Origin of the sequence: Paraburkholderia sp. SEWSISQ10-3 4, from assembly GCF_030464785.1 — a bacterium.
GTDB classification, from domain to species: Bacteria; Pseudomonadota; Gammaproteobacteria; order Burkholderiales; family Burkholderiaceae; genus Paraburkholderia; species Paraburkholderia aspalathi.
Genome location: NZ_JALPRI010000003.1, coordinates 220,729 through 246,265, shown reverse-complemented (window position 1 = coordinate 246,265; position 25,537 = coordinate 220,729). Strand labels below are relative to the sequence as shown.

The window sequence follows — 25,537 nt, the reverse complement described above, 5'->3', positions numbered from 1 at the left end:
CTGCGAGGACACCTTCGAATGAGCATGGAAGCCTACCCCATCGAAGTCGAATTCCCCGATATTTCGGTTCACGAGCAATCGTCGTCCGGCATCGCCTACGTTCATACGTTCGACTCTGGCGTGCCGGGACCGCACGTGATGATCAACGCGCTCACGCATGGCAATGAAGTGTGCGGGGCGATCGTCGTCGACGAACTGCTGCGGCGCGCGTTGAGGCCACGTCGTGGGCGCCTCACGCTTGCCTTTGCGAACGTCGCTGCATATCGGCGCTTCGACCCGGCCAAGCCCGACGCCGCCCGCTTCGTCGATCAGGACTTCAACCGCGTATGGACCGCCGCGGTGCTCGACGATACGTCGCGCACGTCGAGCGAATTGACCCGCGCACGCGAGATGCGCCCGGTGATCGACACGGTCGACGCACTCCTCGATCTGCATTCGATGCATGAGAAATGCAAGCCGCTGATCGTGGCGGGACCGCTGCAGAAAGGCATCGACCTTGCGGTGCGTCTCGGCACGCCCGCTACGGTGATCTGCGACGAGGGCCATCCCGAAGGCCGCCGCATGCGCGATTATGAAGGCTTCGGCACGACGGATAGCGCAAAGCATGCGTTGCTGATCGAATGCGGACAACACTGGGAACGAAGCGCGGTCGCCGTGGCCCGCGATACGACCGCGCGCTTCCTGCTGCTGGCAGGTGTGATCGATGAAGCCGATCTGCCGGACGGCTGGCTGGCGCCGCTGCCGCCCACCCAGCACATCGTCCGCGTCACGCAGCCGGTGGTCGCGACCAGCATGGATTTTCGTTTCGCTGCGCCCTACACCGGCCTGGAGATCTTTCAGGATGCCGGCACGGTCATCGGCTGGTCGAACGGCGAAGCAGTGGTCACGCCTTACGACAACTGCATGCTCGTGATGCCGTCGCTGCGGCAGTTGCGGCCTGGGGTCACCGTCGTGCGGCTGGGCAAGATCGAGCAAACCGTGACGAACGCCGACGCAAACACAAGCGGCCGGTGACTCGGCTCATGCACATTCAAAAGGTAACGTGAAAATGAAGGTTCAAAGCATCAAGCAAAGCGTGAATCTGCAGAATCTCGAGGACTGGGGCAAGGCGGGGCTGCCGGGCACGACGCCGATTCAGGTGTCCGGCGTGCAGCGCGTGATCAAGGGCAGCGAGGCCATCGACACCGGTATTTTCGAATGCACGGCGGGCACGTACCGCCGCTCGGTCAAGCAGGCCGAGGTGATGCACTTCATCGCGGGACGCGGCCGCTTCACGCCCGACAACGAAGAGACCATCCATTTCGAAAGCGGCGACACGCTCTTTTTCGAAGCCAATACAGAAGGTCTTTGGGAAGTCGAGGAAACCATGCGGAAGGTCTATGTGATCTTCTGAGTACGGCCCTGAGCGCCGTCCTCGGCGCTCGCCCTGACCTCCTACGCCCCGTCCCGGCGCACCCTGCGCCGCGGCATCCCCAGCCACTCCCACTGTCCTGTCGCGCTGCCTCATTCGATGAGGCAGCGGCGCCATAGTCGGGTAATCCCGCGTTGCCCCTCGTTGTCAAACTACTTACAGTTCGGCCTGTTCTTATAGAGAATCAGCGTTCTTTATACGAACAAATCAGCCGAATTTATTGACGCCCGGATCGGCTGTATCGTCTCGCAGGTCAAGGCAGGTCAACCTGTCCGAGTACTATGCATTGTCGAAGCGCATCGATCTGTATGCGCTACAGGCGTTCCAGCGCACCAGCGGCGACGCGCCTGGCACGGCAGGTTCGGGCCTTATCATCACGGCCGGCGCGACCATCGGCGACGGCTTACCGAGCGCGCCACCGGCATAGGCATCGTGCACCGCGTCCAACCGGCGTACGATCGTAAAAGAAAGGAAGGCTCGTTACGGCGGGCCTTTACGTATTGTGCAGTCAGGAGACCAGCATGAGCCGCAGCAACGCTGTGAACGTTCAAACGTTTATCAACGACCACCCCTTCTCGCCGTTCCAGTGGCTCATCTTTTTCATGTGTTTCATCATCGTCCTGCTGGACGGTTTTGACACGGCCGCGATCGGCTTCATTGCCCCATCGCTGATTTCCGAATGGGGCATCACCCGGCCCGCGCTCGCGCCGGTGTTAAGCGCGGCGCTGTTCGGCCTCGCCTGCGGTGCGCTCGTCTCAGGTCCGCTATCCGACCGGCTCGGGCGACGCTCGATGCTGCTCGGCTCGGTGCTGCTGTTCGGCGTGACCTGCCTTGCTTCGGCGTTCTCGAACAGCATCGAACACCTGACGATATTGCGCTTCGTCACCGGCGTCGGCCTTGGCGCGGCGATGCCGAACGCAGTGACGATGATGGGCGAGTACTGCCCCGATCGCCGCCGCGCGACCGTGATCAATCTGATGTTCTGCGGCTTTCCGCTCGGCGCGGCCTTCGGCGGTTTTCTCGCTGCGTGGATGATTCCGCACTTCGGCTGGCGCAGCGTGCTGGTGCTCGGCGGTATCACGCCGCTCTTGCTGCTGATCGTGCTGGTGCTGAAGATGCCGGAATCGGTCCGCTATATGGTGGCCAATAGCAAGCCGGTCGAACGGATTCGTGCAGCGCTGGCGCGCATTTCGAGCGACGCCGCGCAGGCCGACAGCTTCGTCATGACCGAAACCGCACCGCAAACCGGCGGCAAGGGCATGGGCGTGGTGCTGTCGCGCTCGTACATCATCGGCTCGGTGATGCTGTGGATTGCCTACTTCATGGGCCTCGTGATCTTCTACGCGTCGATCAACTGGATGCCGATTCTGCTGAAGGACGCCGGACTCACGCCGCAACGCGCGACGCTGATTTCCGCGTTGTTCCCGCTCGGCGGCGTAGGCGCCGTGCTGTGCGGTGTGCTGATGGACCGCTTCAACGCGAACCGCATCATTGCGGCCTGCTATGCGCTGACCGCGGTGAGCGTGTATTTCATCGGCCAGGCGGTTGGCAATGTTGGCGCGCTGGTGTTTATCGTGTTCGTCGCCGGCGTGCTGATGAATACCGCGCAATCTTCGATGCCGGCGCTCGCCGCCGCGTTCTACCCGACACAAGGTCGCGGCACGGGCGTGGCGTGGATGCTGGGCATTGGCCGCTTCGGCGGGATCGCGGGTTCGTTCCTGGTGGCTGAATTGACGCGCCGCCACTTCACCTTTGGCGGCATCTTCGCGATGGTTGCGGTGGCGGGTCTGATTTCGTGCGTGGCGTTGCTGATCAAGCAGGCGGCACGGCCGCATGTGGCGGCAGGGACCGGCGCGAAAGCGGAGTCGTTTGGGCATTGAAAAGGCGGGCGGTGCGAGTAAAAGGCACCGTCCGCGACTTCCCGATAAACTACGCCGTTATTGATTCGGGCGGCCATGGCAATGGTCAATACCACTGCCTTTGCACCGTCGCCCATCTAACGACAGGATTCAGTCAATGAAACGCGTAGTTGTATCGGCCATGCTCGCACTGTGCCTCGCGCAGCCGGCCGTTGAAGCCGTTGCCCAAACAGTCAGCGATCAATGTTTTGCGATCGGCGATATTGCCGGCCAGGTGGCCTCGTGGCGTGCCCACAAGAAGACGAAAGCGCAGGCACTTGATCAAGCGGCCAAGTACTACAAAGGTAAATCCGACCGGCAAGCAGTCTCCGCCATCGTCGAAAAGATCTACAGTCCGAACGCCCCTCACATGACGCCCGATCAGGCCAGCATGGCGTTCACTTCGGACTGTGCCAACCAGCAGAAATCGCAGGCACCCGCGCAGTAGTGCCTGCTATCCGCACTAGCGGTTAACGCCAGAGCTAGCGCTTCCTGAACGCATCCAGCGACGTCAATGCGTTGCCGTGAAAATCGAACAACGTGTTGTTGTCCCACTGATCGCCCGCGCCGACTTTCCATCCCACGTTCGGCGTCGGGATCCATTCCGGCTCCCACCAGAACACGCCCTTGCCGTGCCCGCCGGGTATCGCTTTCACGATATCCGTCACCGCGCCGATAAATTGCGCCTGGCCGGCCGGTGTCTGGGGGAAGGTCGTGGAGCCGGTATTGGTCATCGAGTTGGGTTCCGAGTCGCCGTCGCTCGTGGTCCACGGATACGCGGTCTCGACGACCATCACGTCCTTGCCATAGCGCGTCGCCATATCGTTCGCATTGTTCTGCAAGTCGCTTAGCGCGCCTTGCCACTGCGGGTAGTAGGACAGGCCGATCACATCGAACGTGACGCCGCGTTGCACCGCGCTGTCGAACCACCAGCGGCTCGTTGCGTTGTTGCCGCCGCTGTCGAGGTGCAGCATGACCTTGATCCGTTCATCGACCGATTTGACCGCATCGTGCCCGGCCTTCAGCAGTTGCGCGAGGTTGTCCCACTGATCGTACTTGCCGAGCGGCCACAGCATGCCGCCCGTGATTTCATTGCCGACCTGAACCCACTCCGGATGCACGCCATCGCGCTTGAGCATCGTAAGGACCTTCGACGTGTACTCGGACAGCAACGCGCAGGTTTGCTCGATATCCTTGCCGGCCCAGTCGTGTGGCGGATACTGCTTGCCCGGATCGGCCCACCAGTCGCTGTAGTGGAAATCGATCAGTATGCGCATGCCGAGCGCAGCGGCGCGGCGAGCCAGAACGCGAACATGTTCGGCATTGTTGTAACCGGCGGCGGGACTCTGGTCAGCCGGAAAAAAGTTCGGATTGCCTGGATCGTTCCACACCTTGATGCGGATCGAGTCGACACCGTGACTCTTCAGAATGAAGAGACAGTCGAGCGGTATACCGTGCTCGTAAAACTTCGCGCCATTGGCCTCGAGTTCCAGCAGCGTCGATACGTCCGCACCCTTTGCAAACCCACGGCCATGACCGAACACGCCAAGTTCGCCGGCAACGGCGGGCACGCCGACCGTTGCGCCAACACCAGCGGCAGCCCCAGCAGATGCGAGCCATCCGAGCATTTCTCTTCTGTTCATCTGTCATCCTCCATCGATTGAATGGCGGTTCTTTTAGAGGCCGCCTGTTCCGGGTTGAAGCGCTTAAATTTCTGCCTCCAATAACGCCTTCTTCTACCTTGATAAAACGTTCAGACGCGAGGGCCTACGCGTTCCTCCACGCGCAGACGTCGCCGGTTTTCAATTCCGAATGTCCCAGCACAAACGTCGCATTGGCTGGCGCAGGCGCTTGCACTGGCTCCGGCCCGAAGTTGAACGCGAAGGTCAGATCGCCACGTCGGCGAATGCGCAAACCGTCAACCAGGTGTTGCGTCTCGATGCCGGCATCTTTCGCGGCCCGCTGCAACACCTCGCGATGCAACGCGTGCGACAACCAACCCGCCACATAGCGAACCCTTCCGTGGGTGAGGATCGCGGGCCACGTGTCGTCGAATTGCGCGTCGACGGTTGTCTCGCCATTGGCGCGAACGTGCTCGCGCCAATGCAGTGCAACGCCCTGCGTGTCTCCGATCGAAAGCGCTGGCGTAAGCGTCGGACGCAGCGTTTCGACTTCGAGCACCTGCATCGGCAGAACGCGTTGCAACGCGCCGGGCGGCAAGCTCGAAGGAATGGCAAAGGTCGTGGTCTTCGAACCGCTCCTCGGACCGAATACCCATTGCGCCGAACTCTGCTCGATCTGGTCGACGAGCGTGTCGTTGATCACGGCAATACTCGGCACCACCACTAACCGGTACGGCGAAAGATCGGCCTTGCTCGACACGATATCGACGTCGAGGCCGAGTTCACGCAGCGCCTCGTAGTAGTCGAACGCCAGCGTCTGGTAATCGAAGGTTTTGCCATGACGCTGAATCTCGAACATCCACTGCGTCTCGTAGTCGAACACGATCGCGGTGGCCGCGCGCGTCGACGCACCGAGTCCGGATAGCGCTGCGGACGAGGCAATTTCATGCGCCGCCTGCTGCACTTCGATGCCGCCAGGCGACAGTTCGTTGTTCGGCAAGTTGAGACCCGAATGCATCTGTTCCTGCGCATACGGACACTGACGCCAGCGGAAATACGACACCAGTTCCGCCCCATGCGCGAATGCTTCGTATGCCCACAGCCTGACCATGCCCTTCGCGGGCACCGGATTCCACGGCGCCCAGTTCACCGGCCCCGCCTGTTGCTCCATCACCCAGAAACGGCCGGCGCCGATCGCGCGGTAGCGATCGTGATCGAACGCCGAGACGTCCGGATGCGCGGTACGTGCGTAACGCGCCTTCTGCTCTTCTGGCAGTGCGATCGATTCCGTGCGCGCGATCGGATAGCTGTCCCACGCCGCCACGTCGAGCGCGTTGTCTTCGGCAAAGCGGTAATGATCGAAAGTCGTGAAGAAGCCCATGAAGTTATGCAGCAGATCCGCCTTGGGCGCATGCTGACGCAGCACGTCGATCTGCTCGCGATGGAAGCTCGCCACCTCATCCGACATGAAACGGCGGAAGTCGAGCAAATGGATCGGATTGGCGTCCGTGGGCGTGCGGTTCGGCAGGCCGATCGTATCGAACGACGGATACTCCATGCTCCAGAACACGTTGCCCCATGCATCGTTCAGCGCCTCGATGCGCTCGTAGCGATGCTGCAACCACGTCTGAAAGCGCGCCAGCGCCGCGCCCGAATAACTCGGCACAGTCTCGTGGCAGCCGAGTTCGTTGTCCGTCTGCCACGCAACGATAGACGGGTGCCGTCCATAGCGCTCCACCATCACGGTGACAATGCGTACGCACTCACGCCGGTAGGTTTCGCTGGAAATATCGTAGTGGCGACGCGAGCCGAAATTCCAGCGCAAACCATCCGCACGCACCGGCAACACGTCCGGGTGTGCGTCGATCAGCCATTTCGGCGGCGACGCGGTCGGTGTGCCCAGCACGAGTTTCAGGCCTGCAGCCGCGAGCGTCTCAACGGCATCATCGAGCCAGTCCCAGGCGAATTCGCCGGCGCGCGGCTCCATCCGGCTCCACGCGAATTCGGCGATCCGCACATGCGTGATGCCAAGCTCGACCATACGTTTCGCATCGTCGGCCCACATCGAACGCGGCCATTGTTCGGGGTAGTAGCAAACACCAAGTTGCATGAGAAAGTCTCTTTGTTAAATGACGGCGAACGGGCGATCAGCCCTTGCTTGCGCCGAAAGTCAGGCCGGCGACGAAATGCTTCTGCATCAGGAAGAACATCAGCACGGAGGGCAAAGCGGCCAGTACCGAGCCGGCGGCAACCAGATTCCATGCCGTCGTCCACTGGCCTTTAAGCGCGGCGACGCCCACCGTGATCGGCGCAGCCTCATCGCCTTGCGTGAGGCACAGCGCCCAGAAGTAGTCGTTCCAGACAAACGTGAAGACGAGGATGCCCAGCGCGGCGAGCGCGGGACGAATCAGCGGCAGCACGATGCGCCAGTAGATCGTCCATTCGCTCGCCCCTTCCACGCGCGCCGCCTCGATCATCTCGAACGGCAACTGCTTGATGAAGTTGCGCAGAAACAGCGTGCAAAAACCGGTCTGAAACGACACATGAAAAATCACCAGTGCCCATACGCTGTTGAAGAGGCCCACTTTCAGCGCCATGTCGCGAACCGGGATCATCAGAATCTGAATCGGCACGAAGTTGCCGGCTACAAAGGCGAACAGAACAGCGGTATTGCCCGGGAACCGGTAGGTCGCCAACGCAAAACCCGCCATTGAAGCGAGCACGATCGCGCCGATCACCGAGGGCACCGTGATTAACACACTGTTGGCGAAGTAATGGAGCATCGGCGTTTGCGTGAGTGCCGTGCCGTAGTTTTCGATTAACGCAAAATGCTTGGGCCAGCCCCAGTAGTCGCCTTGCGACAACTCGTCCGACGAGCGGATCGACGTGACGAGCACGGCCAGCATCGGCAGCAGCCATATCAGCAGCGCAAGCGGCAGCGACGCTTTGTACAACGTGCGGTTGAGCGGTTTCCAGCGTTCGACGGGAAGCGGATACATGACGCGTAACTCCTGGAAATCAGTGTTCTTCGCGCAGCATGCGGCGCAGATGGAACACGATGTAGACGAGCATGATGGCGAACAGCACAACGGCAATCGCTGCGGAATAGCCTTCGCGGTAGTACTTGATCGCCTGGTCGTACATGTAATAGGCGAGCACGGTCGAGCTATCGAAAGGACCGCCGCCGCTCATCACCGCAATCAGGTCGAAACTGCGCAGCGCGCCAATCACGGTCAGGACGACTGCCATGAATGTGGCGGGCCGCAGTTGCGGAAGGATCACGTGCCATAGCAGACGCACGCCTTTCGCGCCCTCCATGCGTGCCGCCTCGACCACTTCGGGATTGATACCTGTCAGCCCGGTGAGATACAGCACCATGCAGAACGGCGTTTGCGGCCACAGCGCGGCGAAGATAATGCCGAGGGTCACCGTGTGCGGATCGCCGAGCACAGGAATGCCATAACCAACGATCAGACGCAGCAAGCCGAAGCCGGGATCGTAGAACCAGCTGAACACGAGCCCGACCACCACGCCCGATAGAACGAACGGAGCAAAAAACAGCGACTTCACGACCCGCATGCCACGGATATGCTGGTTCAGATACAACGCGAATAGCAGTCCGAGCGGCGGCGCCAACAGGAATAGCGCGAGCCAGATCAGGTTGTTCTTGAGCGCCGTATAGAACGTGTCCGCATGAAACAGTTCGATGTAGTTGTCGAAGCCCGCGAACGTCTTCGGCGTCATGCCGTCCCAGTTGTAAAAGCTGAGCGAAATACTGCTGATGATCGGGTAGACCACGCACAGGCAAAACAACACACAGCCCGGCAGCAGGAAGAAAAGCGCCGCGCGGTGCTGATGACGGCGCGTCGTGGAGACGTGCCGGTGCCGCGTCGCGGGTAGGCGGCGCGCTGCGGAATGAGACATGATCGGGCCTGGTCGAAAATCGAAGGAGATCGAAGGCGAGCGCCAGCACTTGCTGCCTTGCTGGCGCTCCGGGGGCTTACTTCTTGTAGATGCGCTTGCGGGTCGCTTCGAGGCGGACCAGCACGGCGTCGAGTTGCGACGGATCGCTGTAGAACTGCTGCATCGCCTTCATGCCTTCGTCGGCCATTTCCTTCTGCATGTCGCGATCGTAGAACTGCGCAATGCCGCCCTTCGTGTTGGCAAGGGTCTGGAAACCGACCTTCGAAATCTCGTCCTCCGGTTCAGCGGATTGGCTGTTCGACGGCAACTGCCCCCAACCCTTCGCGAGATCGGCGTTGATCTGCGGCTGTTCCATGAAGGCCAGCAGTCTGCGGGCATCGGCCTTGTTCTTCGCCTTCGCCGGAACCAGCAGCACATTGACCGGGCCGTCTTCGGCCATCGGCACGTTCGCGTCGACCACCGGGAAGCGGAAGAAGCCGGTTTGTGGCCGGACCGATGCGGGGATGCTCGCCGAGAAGAACGTGCCCATCAGCATCATCGAGGCCTTGCCGCTCACGAGAAACGGTGCGATCGAATCGAGATCGTAGGAGAGCGCGTTGTCGATGAAGTAGTGATCGTCGATCAACGTTTTCCACGCCGTGTAGACCTTTTTGACGCGTGCGTCGGTGTAGGGAATTTCGCCGGCCATCAACTGCTGGTGGAATGCGTTGCCGTTGATGCGCAGGTCAAGATAGTCGAACCACGCGGCAAGCGTCCAGCTATCACGCGCCGCAACGGCGATCGGTGCAACGCCGCTGGCCTTCAGCTTCTTGCAGGCGTCGAGAAATTCATCCCACGTTTTCGGTTCGCCCTTGATGCCGGCCTTCTCGAACAGATCCTTGCGATAGAAGAAACCGTAGGCGTCGTAACCGAGCGGCGCGGCGTACTGCTTGCCCTTATACGTCGATGCTTCCTTCACCGACGCATACTGCTGCGACCAGCCGTTTTTGCTCCAGTCCGACGACAGGTCTTCGAGCAGGCCGCGTTGCGCGTAATAGGCCATGCGCTCGCCGTCGTGCCACGACACGACATCTGGCGGATCGGTGGCGAGCCAGCCGCCCATCTGCACCTTGTACGCTTCCTCGGTGATGTAGGTCACCTTGAGGTCGACGTCGGGATTGGCTTTCTTGAACTTGTCGAACGCGTCCTGCCACGTCGAGCGCTGATTACCGCGCGCCGAGACGTTGACGGTCAGCGTGGCCGCGTCGGCCGCAGTGGCGCAGAGTGTGCCTGCAACCAGCGCGGCCGCAATCGACGCGTATGCCAGACGGCGAAGGCGAAGAGAAATCATCTTATGTCTCCTTGACTACCTTGTTGGCTGACAGCGGCTCGCTGCCAGACGATGTACCCGCTCTTTGGCGGAATAGGGTTTTCTAATCAGGCGGCGACCCGCTCGGGCTCGAACGTGCTGCGCCGCAGTGCAACGCCGTCCGCATCGAACAGATGACATGCGGCAGGCGGAACGTGAATGCAGATGCGTTCACCCGAGCCGATCGGCGTATCGCCCGCGGCCTTGGCGATGAGCGTGCCGCCCGCGTGATCGGCGTGAATATAGCTGTGCTCGCCGAGCCGTTCCGATAGCACCGTGACGCATTGAATGGATTGCTCGTCGCCGGAGAGGTGCAGATGTTCCGGGCGCACGCCGAGCGTGACAGGCTGGCCACGCTGAAGACGTTGACCGTCCACGTGAGCGACCAGCCGTTCGCCGCCTTCCGTCAGCGTGACGGCTACCTTGCCCGCTTCGATCGAATCGACCACGGCATCGATGAAATTCATGCGCGGCGAACCAATGAAGCCCGCCACAAAGCGCGACTTCGGATGGTGATACAACTCGAGCGGCGCGCCGCTCTGCGCGATGCTGCCGAAACGCTCGGCGTCCGCGCCTGCATGCAGCAACACGATTCTGTCGGCAAGCGTCATCGCCTCGACCTGATCGTGGGTCACGTAGACCACGCTCGCGTTCGCGAAGCGCTGGTGCAGGCGGGCGATTTCGACACGCGTCTGGCCGCGCAATGCGGCGTCGAGATTCGACAGTGGTTCGTCGAACAGGAACACACCGGGTTCACGGACGATCGCGCGGCCGATCGCAACACGCTGCCGCTGCCCGCCCGAAAGCGCTTTCGGATAACGGTCAAGGAAGGCGTCCAGTTGCAGAATGCGCGCGGCCTCGCGCACCTTCCGGTCGATCACGTCCTTGGGCTGCTTCGCGAGTTTCAGGCCGAACGCCATGTTGTCGAACACGGTCATGTGCGGAAACAGCGCGTAGCTCTGGAACACCATCGCCACGCCGCGCCCGGCGGCGGGCACATCGTTCATGAGGCGGCCGCCGATGTGCAGCTCGCCTTCGCTCAGGTCTTCGAGACCGGCGATCATTCTCAGCAGGGTCGACTTGCCGCAACCCGAGGGTCCGAGAAACACGCAGAACTCATGCTGGGCTATCTCGAGATTTACACGCCGGATCACCGGCGGATGGTCACCGTACGACTTTTGCACGTTCGTAAGACGAATCGTAGCCATGTTGTTGCCCTTTGGATTTAACCGCTTAAATTTCTAGGAAAAATAAACGGCCAGCTCTTGTGCAGCAGGCATTTAATCGCTTAAATTCGAGTCCGAGGGGAAAAGTCATGATGAGTGTCTCCGCTGTGTTTTCCAGCAACTTATCAACGTCGCCCGTTGCTTGCAACATTTGAATCGCGCTCCCTGAATATGGGATAAATAGTAAATGGTCACCCTTTCCGAAGTCGCAAAGCGCGCGCACGTCACCGCCGCCACCGTTTCCAATGTCCTGCGCAACCGCGAGAAGGTCCGCCCGGAGACGGCCGAACGCGTACTGAAGGCCATCGCCGATCTCGGCTACCGGCCCAACCTGAACGCACGCGCGCTGGCAGAGGGCCGCTCGTCGACCTTGGCCCTGATGCTGTCGAACATCTCGAACCCGTTCTACCCCGAGTTCGTCTCGGCCGCCGAGCGAGCGGCGCGCAAAGCGGGCTACTTCCTGATGGTTTGCAATACAGACGACGATGCGGAGATCGGCCGTGCGTACCTGAACCAGATCGCCGGCACGCTTGCGGACGGCGTCCTCGTGATGAACACGGACATCGCGATCAACGACTTGTGCGCGTCGGCCACGCACAGCGCGCCGATCTTGCTGGCGATGTGGGAACACCCTGAGGCTCCGCCCGCGCTGCCCTGCATCGCCGTGGATTTTGCTCATGCGGGTGCGCTTGCCGCGAGGCATCTGCTCGAACTGGGTCACCGCGAGATCGGTCTTCTGATCGGCGACGGGTGCGGCGGCTTGCAAGACGCGCGCTCCAACGGATTTCGCGCGGTGATGCGCGAGGCCGGAATCGAAACAGACGCCGCCGCGGTGCTGCAGATCCGCGACTCGATCGATGCCGGCTACGCCGCCTGCATGCAGTTGATGGCGAGCCGCCCTCACCTCACCGCGATTTTCGCGACCAACGATCTGCTCGCGATCGGCGCGGCCCAGGCATTGATCACGCTTGGCCGCGCCGTGCCGAACGATGTGTCGGTCATCGGCATTACGGACATTCAACTCGCACACCAGGTGCATCCCGCGTTAACGACGGTCGCGATCCAGACGGCGGCCGTTGCGGAGTTGTCGATCGAGAGTCTGATCCGGCTGATCCAGACGCCTGAACAGCAACCGTCGATGGTGCTCGCGCCGCCGCCGCAACTCGTCGTACGTGCTTCGACGGGGCCGCGGCGGGTGCGTTGAGGCGCGAGCTAGCGCGTACCGCGGACCGCGCAACACAGCCGTCACCACCCATCCCGGCCTGCCGCTTCACCGCACATTCAGCAGAAAATGCTGTGGCGGCGTGAAAAAAAAGCGGCGCGCACCGTCAAAGGCCCGCTGGGATGATTTCATTGACTGCGGCGTACGCGTAGCATCAACGTGTTAGTCGCCCGCAATCTATCTTAAGTGCGCGGCCGCGCCGCCGCATCGATGACTCGCCCTCGCCTCATCCTGGGCAACCCGAAGGAGCAACCCCGATGTCTCTCGCATTGACCCGCAAAGAACTGATTCGCCCGCAGAACCTGATCGACGGCAAGTGGATCGACGCCGCAGACTCGGCGCGCTTTCCCGTCACCAATCCGGCCACCGGAGAATTGATCGTCGAAGTCGCAAACAGCGGCGCAGCGGACGCCCGTGCCGCCACCGACGCCGCGGCCCGCGCGTTCCCCGCGTGGCGCGACAAGCTGCCGCGCGAACGCGCGGAGATTCTGCGTCGCTGGCATGCGCTGATCGTCGCCAATACCGAAGACCTCGCCAAGCTGATGTCGACGGAACAAGGCAAGCCGCTCGCGGAAAGCCGCGGCGAAGTCGCCTACGGCGCCTCGTACGTCGCGTGGTTCGCCGACGAGGCGACTCGCATCTACGGCGATCTGATCCCGCAGCAACAGCGCGGCAAACGCATGAGCGCGGTGAAGGAACCGGTCGGCGTGGTCGCGGCGATCACGCCGTGGAATTTCCCGCTGGCGATGATTGCGCGCAAGATCGCGCCCGCGCTCGCAGCCGGATGCACGGTCGTGGCCAAGCCCGCCGAAGATACGCCGCTCACGGCACTCGCGCTGGCGGCGCTCGCCCAGGAAGCGGGCTTGCCGGACGGCGTGCTGAACATGCTGTCGGCTTCGCGTGACCAGGGCATTGCGGCGGTCGCTGACTGGCTCGCCGACGGACGCGTACGCAAGATCACGTTCACGGGCTCGACGCCGGTCGGCAAGCATCTCGCCCGCGAATCGGCTGGCACGCTGAAGAAACTGTCGCTGGAATTGGGCGGCAATGCGCCATTCATCGTATTCGACGACGCCGATCTCGATGCTGCGGTCACCGGCCTGATGGCCTCCAAGTTCCGCAACGGCGGTCAGACTTGCGTGTGCCCGAACCGGGTTTATGTGCAATCGGGTGTCTACGCACGTTTCGCCGATCTGCTCGCGAAACGGGTCGCCGCGCTGAAGGTTGCGCCCGCAACCGATCCGGACGCGCAAATCGGCCCGATGATCAACGAACGCGCAATCGACAAGATTGCCCGGCACGTGGAAGATGCCGTCAAACACGGCGCAAAAGTGCTGACAGGCGGCAAGCGCCTGACCGAACTCGGCCCGAACTACTATGCGCCGACCGTGCTGACCGATGCACGGGACGACATGATCGTCTGTTGCGAAGAAACCTTTGGGCCGGTGGCGCCGCTGTTCCGCTTCGATGACGAAGCCGAAGCGATCCGCCTTTCGAATGACACGCCGTTCGGTCTCGCCGCCTACTTCTACACTCAGGACGTGCGACGCATCAATCGCGTCGCAGCCCAGCTCGAAGCGGGCGTGATCGGCATCAACGAAGGCGCTGTGTCGAGCGAAGCGGCGCCGTTTGGCGGGGTGAAAGAATCGGGCTACGGCCGCGAAGGGTCGAAGTACGGACTCGACGATTACATGTCGATCAAGTACCTGTGCCAGGGCGGACTGGATTAAGGAAGGAGCCGCCGCGGCGCCAGAACCTCCCCCAGCGCACCAGCATTGCACCGTCCACCGCATAACCCGTTATCCTCTTCCTACTGAAGATCAGGAAACACGGATATGAATCTTAGGGCGTTGCAGTGCTTCGTGATTCTGGCGGAGGAGCTCAATTTCAGCCGCGCCGCCGAGCGCTTGCATATCGCGCAGCCCGCGCTGAGCCAGCAGATCCGTTCGCTTGAAGAGCGGCTCGGCACGCAGCTGGTCGATCGGGCAAGACGCCCGCTGAGTCTGACCGAAGCCGGTCACTACCTCTGCACGGAGGCGCGTCAGATTCTCGGTTCGTTGGAACAGGTATCTCTTACGGCGCAAGAAATCGGTGTCGGCCGGCGCGGCTGGCTCAGCATCGGCTTCACGCGCTCGGCGATGTACAGCATCCTGCCGCCCGCGCTCAAGGCGTTTCACAACGCGTTCCCGCAGGTCGAACTCAAGCTCTTCGAGTTGCTCACCGAGGAACAAACCGATGCGTTGCGCGACATGCGCATTCACATCGGCATCGGGCGGCAGCCGCTCGCGATTGATGGCTGCACGTCCTATCCCTTGCTACGCGAGCGCGTCATGGTCGCGCTCGAACCGGGTCATCCGCTGGCCGCACACAAGACCGTGCGAATTGCCGAGCTCGCCGATACGCCCTTGATTCTGTATCCGAAGCACCAGAACGCACAGTTCAAACGCTCGGTGCAAACGCTCTATCGCGATGCGGGCGTAACCCCGGTCGTCGCTCACCAGGCCTATGAAATTCAGACCGCGATTGCACTCGTAGCAGCGGGCCTGGGCGTAACATTTATCGGCGAATCGGTTGCGCGCCATGGACGTACGGACGTCGTGTACCGCCACCTCAGCGGTCCCGGTTCATCATACCGATCGACGCTCGCGGCCACCTTTCGCACCGACGACGCCTCACCGCATCTGCGCGCCTTCCTTGCCTGTCTCCCCGCGCCGCTTGCTGACGCCACACTATAAGTAAAAACCTATACAAGCATAAGCAAGCGGTCTTGGACTCTCCGCCCGGGCGTTCTTATCATGGGCCTCATGCTTCAGCCACTGTCCGTTCATGAGCGAATCAGCTCATGCAGGTACGAGCAGCGGCCCCTGAAGCCCGGCCGTCAAACACGCGGCCATCGGGACACTGCCGGCGTTCGATCCGGCAGGCCGACCATAAGAACGCCGCCACGGCTCATGAAGCCGTCGCAGCAAGGTAGGAGACAGCATGACCTCATTCGACGAAGCCACCACCATGCGCAAAGTGTACGGGCGATTAATGCCCCTGCTCTTTGCGATGATGTTCTTCAACTATCTGGACCGGATCAATATCGGATTCGCCGCGCTGGATATGAACAAGCAGTTGGGCTTCAGTCCAGCGGTGTTCGGTTTCGCCGGCAGCATCTTCTTCGTCGGCTACATGTTGCTTGAAGTGCCGAGCAACCTGTTGCTGCATCGGGTCGGCGCGCGCCGCTGGATCGCGCGCATTCTGCTGACGTGGGGCGCGGTTGCGGCAGCCACCGCCTTCGTCTTCAACGACTCGAGCTTCTATGTGTTGCGCTTTCTGCTGGGCGTGATGGAAGCGGGCTTTTTGCCGGGCGTGGCGGTTTATCTGACGAAATGGTTTCCGGTGCGCTACCGGGCACGCGCGGTGGGCGGCTACATTATCGCGGGTTCGTTTTCGGCGGTGCTAGGCGGTCCGATCTCGACGACGTTGATGACCTACGCGAACGGCATTCTCGGTTTGCAGGGATGGCAATGGATGTTCATCCTCGAAGGCATCCCGGCGATGGCGCTCGGTCTGCTGACGCTGCGCATCATGACCGAACGTCCGGCCGACGCCAAATGGCTCTCCGATGACGAAAAGCGTTGGCTGGAATCGACGCTCGCAGCCGAACGCGAAGCCGTTGGTGGCACCAAACATTTTCCGCTGCTGCGCGTGGCGAGCGACATCCGCGTATGGAGTCTCGCGTGTCTGTTCGGTTGCGCGCTGGTCGGCATTTATGGCCTGTTCCTATGGCTGCCGCAGATCGTTAAAAGCCTCGGCCATCTGAGCAATATCGAGGTCGGCTTTCTGTCCGCCGCGCCGCCGCTGCTTGGCGTGTTGGGCACGTTCCTGATCAGCCGCAGTTCCGATCGCACGGGGGACCGCAAGAAGCACCTCGCCTTCGTGTACGGCATGAGCGCATTGGCGATTGCCGGCAGCGCGTATGCGCCAAACCCTGTGATCGCCTACGCGCTGCTGTGCCTGACCGGTTTGTTCATCTATGCGGGTAACCCACTGTTCTGGAGCCTCGCGTCGTCGTTCAGAACGGGCGCGGCGGGCGCCGCGACGATTGCGCTGATCAACACCATCGCGCAGTTCGGCGGCCTGGTCGGCCCCTGGAGCATCGGGCTGGTCCGCAACGCCACCGGCAATTTCAAGCTGGCCTTGCTGACCATCGCAGCGTTTCTGGTGGTCGCGACAATCATCGCACTCGTGATGCGCGTCACGCCGTCTGAAGATGAAGCCGCCTCGCTCGCGACCGGCGACCCTGCCCCGCGCACCTGAGCGCCCTGACCGACGAAACAGCGAACGCTTAGCGCGGACAGATAAGCATTCACAACGACACTCACGGATTTTTTCACACCATGATCATCGATTGCCACGGTCACTACACCACCTCGCCGCCGCAGCACGAGGCCTGGCGCGCGCAGCAGATCGCCGCGCTGAAAAACGGCGGCTCGCCGCCGCCACGGCCCCTCATTACCGATGACGAAATTCGCGAGAGCATCGAAACCGGCCAGATTCGCATCCAGCGCGAACGCGGCACCGACCTCACGATCTTTTCGCCACGCGCCGCCGGCATGGGACACCACCTCGCCACGGCCGAAGCCAATGCAGTCTGGTCGAGCGAATCCAACGATCTCATCCATCGCGTAGTGTCGCTGTTTCCGCGCAACTTCGTCGGCGTGTGCCAGTTGCCGCAAGCGCCGGGCGTGGCGCCGGCCAATTGCATCGCCGAACTGCGGCGTTGCGTGGAAGAGCTGGGGTTCATCGGCTGCAATCTGAATCCGGATCCGTCCGGCGGCCATTGGTCGGGGCTGCCGATTACGGACCGCTCGTGGTATCCGCTCTATGAAGCGATGGTGGACCTCGACGTGCCGGCAATGATTCACGTGTCCTCGTCGTGCAATCCGAATTTTCATGCGACGGGTGCGCATTACATCAACGGTGACACCTCGGCGTTCATGCAGTTGCTGCAGGGGGATCTGTTCGCCGACTTCCCGACCTTGCGCTTCATCATTCCGCACGGCGGCGGCGCGGTGCCCTATCACTGGGGCCGCTATCGCGGACTCGCGCAGGACATGAAGCGGCCGCTGCTCAGCGAGTACCTCATGAAGAACGTGTTCTTCGATACCTGCGTGTATCACCAGCCCGGCGCCGAGCTGCTCGCCAAGGTCATTCCGGTTGAGAACATCCTGTTCGCGTCGGAAACCATCGGCGCCGTTCAGGGTATCGATCCGGAAACCGGCCACTACTACGACGACACGCGGCGCTATATCGACGCCATCGAATGGCTCAGCGCCGCGGACCGTCAGCGTATCTACGAAGACAACGCCCGCGCGGTGTACCCGCGGCTGTCCCATCAACTCGAGAAGCAATTCGCCACGCAAGGGGCAACGATATGACTGTCACTACGAATCCCATCGGCTGGCGTGAACACGAATCCGCGCCTCAGGCCAACCCGGCAACGCTCGACGCATTGCGTGAACTGGCGGTTTCTCTCCTCAGCGACAACATGGCGCGTGCGAGCGGCATGGTCGGCTTGCGGCCGTATCATCAGCCCAAGCCGATGGCCGGCACCGCGGTTACGGTCCACACCCGCCCCGGCGACAACCTCGCGATCCATCGCGCGTTCGACTTTTGCCGGCCGGGCGACGTGCTCGTGATCGACGGCGCCGGCGACCTGACACAGGCGCTAATGGGCGAGATCATGGCCAGCTTCGCGGAGAGTCTGGGCGTGCAGGGCCTCGTGATCGACGGTGCGATCCGCGATGTCGGCGCGCTACGTCAGCGCGATTTCCCGGTGTACGCACGCGGTGTGACGCATCGTGGGCCTTACAAGAACGGTCCTGGCGAGATCAACGTGCCGGTCACGGTCGGCGGGATGGTGGTTCATCCTGGGGACATCATCGTCGGCGATGAAGACGGCTTGCTCGCGATCTCGCCGGCTGACGTGGAAGCGGTGATCGAAGGCGCACGGCGGCAGCATGCGAAAGAGACGGCGGCGTTGAAGTCGATCGTTAATGGATGTTTCGACCGTTCCTGGGTCGTGCCGCATCGCGATCGGATGATGAACGGCTGACTTCCCGCACGACGCCAGAGCGTGCATGATGCTGACTGGTTCCTGCCGCGTAGCTTGAGTCGCGGCGAACCAGCTGACATCGTCCCAACCCTGCTGGAATCATGTGCCTCATGGCGGAATATCTGAACGCTGCAATGCTCCTTGAACTCGCGCAACGTGCGGAAGAGCGCACTGCCGCGCCTTGTATGTGTACAAAAACACCGCTGGACGGCTGGCACTCGCAACCGCTGTCTCTCGACGAAACGCAGTTCAAGGAAATCGGCACGCTTGCACCGGAGGACGATCCGGAACCGACGTTCAGCGAATACCTACCAGGCAAAACGACCTACTGGTCGGCCGACGCCCCCATCGCACCACGTTACTTCCCGTACAACCGCTGTGCCGTCTGGCAGTGCACGTTGTGCGACCGTCTTTATCTGCGGTACACGGAAGGGGGTGGCTACTTCGTCGATCGCAGGATTCGCGCTGTGCAGTCGGTGCTGATCGAGGACGTTCCGCTTCCCGAGTAACGTTAGAGGTGCAACGCGCGGACTTAATGCCCAGGCTTCAGCGCCGCATACGTGCCCGGTGTGATCCCATAGGCCCGCTTGAAAAGCCGGTTGAGATGGCTTTGATCGTAAAAGCCGACGGCCGCGGCAGCGCTCGCCGCGCTATGCCCCGCCGCAAGCATGCGTTTGGCTGCAAGTAGCCGCACCTGCGTCGCGTAGGCGTGCGGCGGCAGTCCAAACTCTTTACAGAAGGCACGCGTGAGGTAATAGCGGCTCAGCCCCACCAGTTCCGCCAGCTCATCGACCGGAATATCTCGCGCATAGTTGGCGGCGACGTACTCCCGCACCTGCGCCATCTTGTGGGCCTCCCGCCGTGCTTCGCCGAGCTCGTGCCGCGATTGCCCGTAGCGCCCGACCAGCATCCCCATCGCCGCCCACCAATTCGCCTGCCGCTCCATCAGCGAGACCGAGCCGTGCTGGTCGAGACTCGCATGCGCCTTGACCAGCAGGCCGGCCAGATGCGCATCCTGATAGAGCCCGGGCGGGATCAGAAGCGGTTTGTCCGGACGCGAGTCGGGTGAAAACACAGCACCCAGCGCGCCCAGTCCTTCCATGTCGAGATAAATGGCGCGGTAATTCCATTCGCGGCCTTCCCACACCTCGCCGCTGTGATATTCGCCAGGTCCGAACACGAGCACGCTGCCGGGTCCGGCGACTTCGCTGCCGGTACGCGTATGACACTGCCCTGCACCGGACTGCGTCATGACAATGACGAGTTCGTCGTGCAGATGCCGGTCGAATTTGTGCTCGCCGTAGCGGGCGCTGGCGAGACAGGCGCCGTCGAGCGCGCCGTCTCGCCAGCACACCACTTCCGGCTCGCTTTTATCCGATGTGTCCATGGCTCGCTCTCCCGGGATGCCCTTCAAACCAGCTCTATTCTGACCCGGCGATTGCGGCGCCCCTTGTTTTCTATCTTCACGATGCGGATCGGTTTCGATTGCGCCGTGTTGGTCAGATGCGTGCCGCCGCAAGCCTGCCGGTCCAGGTCGCCGATTTCGACGATCCGCACGGTGCCGTCGGAGGTCGGCGGCGGCGCCACTGAAAGACTGCGGATCAGGCCCTGCGTCGATTTCGCCTCCGCTGCGCTGACGTAGTAAGTCCGTACGTCCATGGCGCTACGGATCACCTCGTTGGCGGGCTCCTCGAGCAGGCGCAATGCGTCGTTATCCGCCTCGGGCAGATCGAAATCCATGCGGGCGGTGCCGTCGGCATTGATCTGCGCGCCGGTCACGAGTGCGCCGGCGAAGCGCTGATACACGAGGGCGTTGAGAATATGCGTGGCGGTATGAAGCTGGGCGACGGTGGAACGCCGGGCCGCGTCGACGGCCACGTGGACCTCGCCATTCAGTTCGAGCGGCTCGTCGAGCAGATGCCAGAGCATGCCGCCTTCCGGCGCGACGCCGGTAATGCGGACGGCGCCGTTCGCGTGGGTCAGGGTTGCGGCGTCCGACACCTGGCCTCCGCCGCCCGGGTGCAAGGCCGTGCGGCCTAGCACGACGGCGCCGGGCCGCGAGGCGATCACGCTCGTTTCAAACTCGAGTAAGTCCGGCTGCTCATGGCAAAGATAATGCGCCACCTTGAATTCCCCGCATGAAATGACTGATTACGCCTAGGATACTCAGTCTCATGGGAGGTCGTCTTGGTCAAAAATGCTCTCTGCGGTTAGGCCCGGACCATGGCCGCCCGTCTTTTGCGGATCAGGCGTAAGGCGGCCGGTAAGCCGCCACGCGCTTGGGCGATCAGACGGACAGCGTCTGCTGAAGGTTCAGATTGGGCGAATTGAGCGCCAGATCCGTGTTCAGGTTGGGCAAATTGAACGAACCGTTGCCGGAAACCGTCTGGTCGAGGCCGCCTTGCGCGGCCCACTGGAAGTTGCTCACGCCAGAAACACCGTCCGCACCGGACACGTCGTGCGTCTCGATCTGCTTGTAGACGTCCGGGTTCTGCAGCATGTACGACGCTGCGGCGGACACGTCGGACGGTGTGCCGGCGGGCGGATTATTGGCGAGCTTGTAGAGCTGGTCCGGATCGAGCGACGAAATGCCGTTCTGGCTCATGTAGCTCGCCAGCGCGCCGGACGCGCTTTGCGCATCCATCATGGCGCCTTGGGTCGAGGTCGAATCGAGCGTATCGGTCGTGCTCGGCGACGGCTCGCTGTCGAGGCCGCCTTGCGCGGCCCACTCGAAGTTGCCCACGCCGGAAATACCGTCAGCACCTGACACGTCGTGCGTCTCGATCTGCTTATAGACGTCCGGATTTTGCAGCATGTACGACGCCGCGGCGGACACATCGGGCGGCGTGCCGGCAGGCGGATTGTTGGCCAGTTGATAAAGCTGATTCGGGTCGAGCGACTTGATGCCGTTCTGGTTCATGTAACTCGCGAGCGTGCTCGACGCGTTCTGCGCCATCGCGTTCTGTCCCACCGACGACGAACTTTGCTGCAACACCTGGTTGATCATCGCATCGACTTGCTGCTCCAGCTGCTGGATGGACTGATCTTCTGAAGAGAACGACGAGTCGAGGCTGGGTGTGGCAAAACTGGAGACGGCGTCGTTGGCGATAGCGGTCATGGGATCCTCTGCAAGGGAAGATAGACCGCCATCGGTCATGCGGATGTGAAACGAAACACAGCGGCGGTCCGGGGTCGTCTAATGCTAATTGGGCCAACTGGGCCGGTTTCGGCCCATGCGAAAAGCGGGCCGAAAATGCGAAGCCATGTCTGTGTGAGGGGGAATGCGTGGCATCCGGCACGGCACATCATTGGACCTGCGCAGCGCCGCGCGCGGCCTGCTCTTCGCAGTAAGCCAGGTACTTATCGTAGGCCTGCTGCGGCGGTGTTTTGGCGTACTGTCCGTACAGACGGTCGATAAAGGTCGTCAATTCCGCCTGCGCGTACAACTGTCGTTCAATCGGCATTGCCGCCGCTACATGCTGCGCCTTGCGCAACTCGTCTTCCTTGCTGACGCCAGCATCGCGGTCCTGTGCGATCAGCTTCGCGTTGTTCGCACGCGTCGTGCAGACCTGCGTCATTGCCGACGAAGCCTGTGCATGCGCGGATAACGGGCTTAGCGCTGTGGCCGACGCAATCAGCGCTGTCACGGCCATGCCGCGCGCGAATGGCAGAAAGGAGGTGCAAGGCGAATCGCTTCGGGGTACGCCGATCATCCGGTCCTCGTTATATTCGGTTGTAAAAGCCTGCCGTCGAGCAGCGTCGACGCACTTTCGTCGTCGGCAAAACGACTGATCGACAGCACATGATCCAGCGCCCAGACGCAGTGAAACCAGCCGGTTGGAATCACCAGCAGATCGCCCGGTTCGAGCATGACGTCCACGCCAAGCGCACCGGCAAAGCGCGGAAAGCGTGCCAGGTCCGGAGCCGCTACATCGACGCGGCAAGGGCGATACGTGTTGAATGCATCGAGCGCGTAGACAGCGCCTTCCTGAGCAGGCGCATAGAGCCGCACCCGCTTGCGGCCGTGAATCTGTGCAAGAAACGAATTCGCCATATCACAGTGCAAACGCGTAACCAGTGAGGCGGCGCTGGCCCGCCCGAACCAGAGTTGCCCCGCGCCGAACATATGCGCCGGAAGCATCGGCAATGAAAAACGCACTTCCCATGCGGGCGGCAGGAGGCAGCCTTCCGTGTAGGTGGCGGCGCTTGTGTCGGCGAGAGGCTGTACGGCGAATCCATCGATAAAGTCGGCAACGGTTTGCGGAAGGCCGCTCGACGGATTCGCGCGCAGTACAGTAGCGCCCTCGTGAGTACGCCAATCATCGAGTGTCCAGGCGACTTCGGGCCAGCTCACCATGCCGCGCAACACCAGCGGGACGGAGGCATCGAGCGTGTCTGCGAGTGCCGCGTGCAGGTCCTGATCGCCGCAGCCGCTGGCCTGCAGCGCCGGCACGGTCGCCAGCGCTGCGGGTGCGCGCCGCCGGGCTCGCTCCAGCGCCATGCGGGCCGCCGCCGAGGGTCGCTTGAGCAGTTGCAACCAGTAAGCGGCGAGCCGCTCAGCGCCGTCGATTCGCACGCCGCCGAACGCCATTGCCGCCGCACTGCGCGGATCGAAGCCGGTGGGATCGTCGAGCATCGCGCTCAACAACGCGCGGCTCAGCGTGATGCGGGCTGCGGCGCGGTGCACGTCGTCGGGTGGGATCGACGTCGACTCGATCCGCGGACCAAACGTGAAACGGCGGCTGGCATCCGCGCAATCGCTGACGATCAGATCGACGGCCACCGCTTGTGGCGGCGCCACGTAATGTGCGCTAAGCCGCGCTTCCAGAACCGCGCTGAGTTCGACATGCGCCGTCATGCTCACCATGGCTTGCGCCAGTAGACCGCCTGCGTATTGACACGCGTAAGCGGAGCGTCGATGCGATGCACGGCGCGGTATTCGTCGACGGCGCGTGCGCAGCCGGTTGGCAGACCATAGTCGTCGACGATCACGAAGCCACCCGGTGACAGGCGCGCATACAAGGCCTCGAGTGCGTCACGGGTCGAGTCGTACCAGTCGCCATCGAGACGCATCAACGCGAGGCGCTCGATCGGCGCGTCCGGCAACGTATCGGCGAACCAGCCCGGCAGAAAACGCACGCGGCGATCGAGCAGGCTCGCGCGCGCGAAAGCTTCGCGCACGGTCGCCAGATCGCTGCGCAGCAGGCCGACCGCGCGCATCAGGTGATGCCAGATGGCATCGCGCAAATCCGTGGCAGGGTTCGGCGCGGGCAGACCCGCGAACGAATCGGCCACCCAGACGTTGCGGCCAAAGCCGCCGAACGCGGTCAGCGCGGCGCGCATCAGAATCGTCACGCCGCCGCGCCATACGCCCGTTTCGATGAAGTCGCCCGGCACGCGCTCGTCGATCACGAGGCGCGCCAACTCGACGACGTTATCGAGTAGCACGTCGTCGCACATCGTCAAACGACGCGACTCGTGGTGCATGTGGTTGAGCGCGTCCGCCATGCGCGACGGTTCGATACCGGCGACCTCGGCGGCCGTGCGATGCAGTGGCGCGAGCCATTCGGCAAACACACGGTCCGCATCGGCGAGCCGTTCGACGCAATCGTCGGCGGTGATTGGCGCAGTTTGGGCCGCGGCGGCTTGCGCGAGGTCGTGAATGTCGGCCGCGCCGCCAATGTAGCGGCGGATCATCGCCAGATACGCATAGGCGCGCTCGTCGTCGGCGACCAGCATGGATAGCTGCGGCTCAGGGCCGGACAAAGAAGCGGAAGAAGGACTCGAAGGATTCAATTCCATCGCGGGTTCGGGTGGGCGCTCGGGCCGTTAGCGGACGAGACGTGTGCGAGAAAGCCGCCATACGCAAGGCGCGGCGCGGCGGCAAGCCCGAACCAGTATCGGCCGACACGGCCCCCCGTTCAGCTGAATCACGAACGGATGCATGCTCATGCGAACCGCGGAGGGTTGGCGCCTGGGCGCGCCGGCCAGCATGCGTGTCCCACCCACTGCGTGCGGTTTTCAATGCAGTCTTTCGTGTCGAGCCACGCAGCGGCATGCCGGATCAGGTGTGATGGCAGCATCGCCGCCTTCCCCTTCCGCCAATGACTGGTTTTCCGCCCCGCCCCGCGCAGTTGCTGCGCCCGTCGATGACCTGCCTCGTGGCCGGCTGCCTGCTCGCACTCGCCGGCTGCGCGACGCCGCCTAAACCGCCCCCGCCGACGGCAGACGAGTCCTTGCCCGTGGCCTTGCGAGCCAACCAGGACGAGGTGCTCCAGGAAGTCATGACCACCCATGGCGACGAAACCTACATATGCCGCCGCATCAAGGCGGGCCCAGTCGCGCTGCCTGACACGATCCCTGGCGTCGCCCGTGACGGCACGCAGCTGCTCTGGGATCCTTTGGGTTCCGAAGCAACCCTCGTCGACGCCGCCGGCCAAAGCGTCGGCACCGTCGCGCCGGGCCGCTACTTTCTCTCCTACGACGGCAGCTACGTGATCGGCAACGTCGCCGCCGAAAGCCAGGTGGGCGCCAATGCGCTGACCTGGGCGCGCTACACGGCCCGCTTCGTCGCGGCCCCGCGCCCGGGCGAGGGCCGTTTCGCCGACGTCAGCTCGATCCAGCGCATCGACACCACGGGCGGTGTGCCGCCGCAACCGTCGTGCGAACTCGAGGGCGCGCATCTGCTCGTGCCGTACGGCGCGACCTATATGTTCTACCGCGCTAAAGGCCGCGCGCCGGTCGCCTTGTCGGCGAATCAGGCCACGCAGTAACCCGAGGAGT

Annotated in this window: 25 protein-coding genes; 13 read left to right on the top strand and 12 right to left on the bottom strand. The window is 62.6% G+C overall.

The genetic code is table 11. From position 1 onward, the window contains the following. Positions 1 to 18 precede the first annotated feature (18 nt). The 5 genes from M0D68_RS09645 to M0D68_RS09625 all read left to right on the top strand — a co-directional run bounded on the left by M0D68_RS09645 (position 19) and on the right by M0D68_RS09625 (position 3,757). On the top strand, positions 19 to 1,014 hold the full coding sequence (locus M0D68_RS09645) for a succinylglutamate desuccinylase/aspartoacylase family protein (RefSeq protein WP_200619119.1): 996 nt from the start codon (positions 19 to 21) through the stop codon (positions 1,012 to 1,014). 34 nt (positions 1,015 to 1,048) lie between these two features. Then, the gene (locus M0D68_RS09640; RefSeq protein ID WP_093641227.1) at positions 1,049 to 1,393 is read left to right on the top strand and encodes a cupin domain-containing protein; all 345 of its coding nucleotides are present in this window, start codon (positions 1,049 to 1,051) and stop codon (positions 1,391 to 1,393) included. 304 nt (positions 1,394 to 1,697) lie between these two features. Next, entirely contained in the window at positions 1,698 to 1,838 is a 141-nt protein-coding gene (locus tag M0D68_RS09635; protein ID WP_200618441.1) for a hypothetical protein, read from the top strand. Positions 1,839 to 1,932: 94 nt separating this feature from the next. Further along, positions 1,933 to 3,291, top strand: a complete 1,359-nt coding sequence (locus M0D68_RS09630; RefSeq protein ID WP_200618442.1) for an MFS transporter — start codon at positions 1,933 to 1,935, stop codon at positions 3,289 to 3,291. Between the two features lie 136 nt (positions 3,292 to 3,427). After that, positions 3,428 to 3,757: a hypothetical protein gene (locus M0D68_RS09625; protein WP_200618443.1), complete on the top strand. Its 330-nt coding sequence runs from the start codon at positions 3,428 to 3,430 to the stop codon at positions 3,755 to 3,757. Between the two features lie 34 nt (positions 3,758 to 3,791). On the opposite strand, the gene M0D68_RS09620 is transcribed toward M0D68_RS09625, so the two are convergent. The 6 genes from M0D68_RS09620 to M0D68_RS09595 all read right to left on the bottom strand — a co-directional run bounded on the left by M0D68_RS09620 (position 3,792) and on the right by M0D68_RS09595 (position 11,411). After that, complete coding sequence (locus M0D68_RS09620) at positions 3,792 to 4,952, bottom strand: arabinogalactan endo-1,4-beta-galactosidase (protein ID WP_200618444.1); 1,161 nt, start codon at positions 4,950 to 4,952, stop codon at positions 3,792 to 3,794. Positions 4,953 to 5,076: 124 nt separating this feature from the next. After that, complete coding sequence (locus M0D68_RS09615; protein WP_200618445.1) at positions 5,077 to 7,041, bottom strand: beta-galactosidase; 1,965 nt, start codon at positions 7,039 to 7,041, stop codon at positions 5,077 to 5,079. A 37-nt stretch (positions 7,042 to 7,078) separates the two neighbouring features. Continuing rightward, positions 7,079 to 7,930: a carbohydrate ABC transporter permease gene (locus M0D68_RS09610; RefSeq protein ID WP_054039330.1), complete on the bottom strand. Its 852-nt coding sequence runs from the start codon at positions 7,928 to 7,930 to the stop codon at positions 7,079 to 7,081. Positions 7,931 to 7,949: 19 nt separating this feature from the next. Continuing rightward, the gene (locus M0D68_RS09605) at positions 7,950 to 8,855 is read right to left on the bottom strand and encodes a carbohydrate ABC transporter permease (protein WP_200618446.1); all 906 of its coding nucleotides are present in this window, start codon (positions 8,853 to 8,855) and stop codon (positions 7,950 to 7,952) included. Positions 8,856 to 8,931: 76 nt separating this feature from the next. Next, positions 8,932 to 10,185 (bottom strand): ABC transporter substrate-binding protein, encoded by a 1,254-nt coding sequence (locus M0D68_RS09600; protein WP_093641246.1) that lies wholly within the window; start codon positions 10,183 to 10,185, stop codon positions 8,932 to 8,934. Positions 10,186 to 10,271: 86 nt separating this feature from the next. Then, positions 10,272 to 11,411 (bottom strand): ABC transporter ATP-binding protein, encoded by a 1,140-nt coding sequence (locus tag M0D68_RS09595; protein WP_200618447.1) that lies wholly within the window; start codon positions 11,409 to 11,411, stop codon positions 10,272 to 10,274. A 205-nt stretch (positions 11,412 to 11,616) separates the two neighbouring features. Here M0D68_RS09595 and M0D68_RS09590 point away from each other — a divergent pair, with 205 nt between their 5' ends. From M0D68_RS09590 to M0D68_RS09560, 7 genes are all read left to right on the top strand, one after another. Beyond that, positions 11,617 to 12,633 carry a LacI family DNA-binding transcriptional regulator gene (locus tag M0D68_RS09590; RefSeq protein ID WP_200618448.1) on the top strand — a complete coding sequence of 339 codons (1,017 nt, stop codon included), beginning with the start codon at positions 11,617 to 11,619 and terminating at the stop codon, positions 12,631 to 12,633. Between the two features lie 275 nt (positions 12,634 to 12,908). Continuing rightward, positions 12,909 to 14,381 (top strand): NAD-dependent succinate-semialdehyde dehydrogenase, encoded by a 1,473-nt coding sequence (locus tag M0D68_RS09585; protein ID WP_200618449.1) that lies wholly within the window; start codon positions 12,909 to 12,911, stop codon positions 14,379 to 14,381. Between the two features lie 105 nt (positions 14,382 to 14,486). After that, positions 14,487 to 15,386, top strand: a complete 900-nt coding sequence (locus M0D68_RS09580; RefSeq protein ID WP_200618450.1) for a LysR family transcriptional regulator — start codon at positions 14,487 to 14,489, stop codon at positions 15,384 to 15,386. 247 nt (positions 15,387 to 15,633) lie between these two features. After that, positions 15,634 to 16,956 carry an MFS transporter gene (locus M0D68_RS09575; protein ID WP_093641261.1) on the top strand — a complete coding sequence of 441 codons (1,323 nt, stop codon included), beginning with the start codon at positions 15,634 to 15,636 and terminating at the stop codon, positions 16,954 to 16,956. Positions 16,957 to 17,036: 80 nt separating this feature from the next. Next, positions 17,037 to 18,077: an amidohydrolase family protein gene (locus M0D68_RS09570; protein WP_266224217.1), complete on the top strand. Its 1,041-nt coding sequence runs from the start codon at positions 17,037 to 17,039 to the stop codon at positions 18,075 to 18,077. Then, entirely contained in the window at positions 18,074 to 18,754 is a 681-nt protein-coding gene (locus tag M0D68_RS09565) for an RraA family protein (RefSeq protein ID WP_200618452.1), read from the top strand. Before M0D68_RS09570 ends, M0D68_RS09565 begins: the two co-directional genes overlap by 4 nt. Positions 18,755 to 18,864: 110 nt before the next feature. Next, positions 18,865 to 19,263 carry a hypothetical protein gene (locus M0D68_RS09560; protein WP_200618453.1) on the top strand — a complete coding sequence of 133 codons (399 nt, stop codon included), beginning with the start codon at positions 18,865 to 18,867 and terminating at the stop codon, positions 19,261 to 19,263. Positions 19,264 to 19,286: 23 nt separating this feature from the next. Here the strand turns inward: M0D68_RS09560 and M0D68_RS09555 are convergent, their stop codons facing one another. From M0D68_RS09555 to M0D68_RS09530, 6 genes are all read right to left on the bottom strand, one after another. Beyond that, on the bottom strand, positions 19,287 to 20,141 hold the full coding sequence (locus M0D68_RS09555) for an AraC family transcriptional regulator (protein ID WP_200618454.1): 855 nt from the start codon (positions 20,139 to 20,141) through the stop codon (positions 19,287 to 19,289). Positions 20,142 to 20,164: 23 nt separating this feature from the next. Further along, positions 20,165 to 20,878 carry an alanyl-tRNA editing protein gene (locus tag M0D68_RS09550; protein WP_200618455.1) on the bottom strand — a complete coding sequence of 238 codons (714 nt, stop codon included), beginning with the start codon at positions 20,876 to 20,878 and terminating at the stop codon, positions 20,165 to 20,167. Positions 20,879 to 21,041: 163 nt separating this feature from the next. Continuing rightward, positions 21,042 to 21,872 carry a hypothetical protein gene (locus M0D68_RS09545; protein WP_200618456.1) on the bottom strand — a complete coding sequence of 277 codons (831 nt, stop codon included), beginning with the start codon at positions 21,870 to 21,872 and terminating at the stop codon, positions 21,042 to 21,044. 187 nt (positions 21,873 to 22,059) lie between these two features. Beyond that, positions 22,060 to 22,467 carry a hypothetical protein gene (locus M0D68_RS09540; protein WP_200618457.1) on the bottom strand — a complete coding sequence of 136 codons (408 nt, stop codon included), beginning with the start codon at positions 22,465 to 22,467 and terminating at the stop codon, positions 22,060 to 22,062. Continuing rightward, entirely contained in the window at positions 22,464 to 23,621 is a 1,158-nt protein-coding gene (locus tag M0D68_RS09535; RefSeq protein WP_200618458.1) for a cupin-like domain-containing protein, read from the bottom strand. The genes M0D68_RS09540 and M0D68_RS09535 overlap by 4 nt, the downstream gene beginning before the upstream one ends. Beyond that, on the bottom strand, positions 23,615 to 24,556 hold the full coding sequence (locus M0D68_RS09530) for a TylF/MycF/NovP-related O-methyltransferase (protein WP_200618459.1): 942 nt from the start codon (positions 24,554 to 24,556) through the stop codon (positions 23,615 to 23,617). The genes M0D68_RS09535 and M0D68_RS09530 overlap by 7 nt, the downstream gene beginning before the upstream one ends. Before the next feature lie 347 nt (positions 24,557 to 24,903). Between M0D68_RS09530 and M0D68_RS09525 the strand changes: the two genes are divergently transcribed. Then, a complete protein-coding gene (locus M0D68_RS09525) occupies positions 24,904 to 25,527 on the top strand; it encodes a DUF3455 domain-containing protein (protein ID WP_234486559.1) in 624 nt (207 codons plus the stop codon). The last annotated feature ends 10 nt before the right edge of the window (positions 25,528 to 25,537 follow it).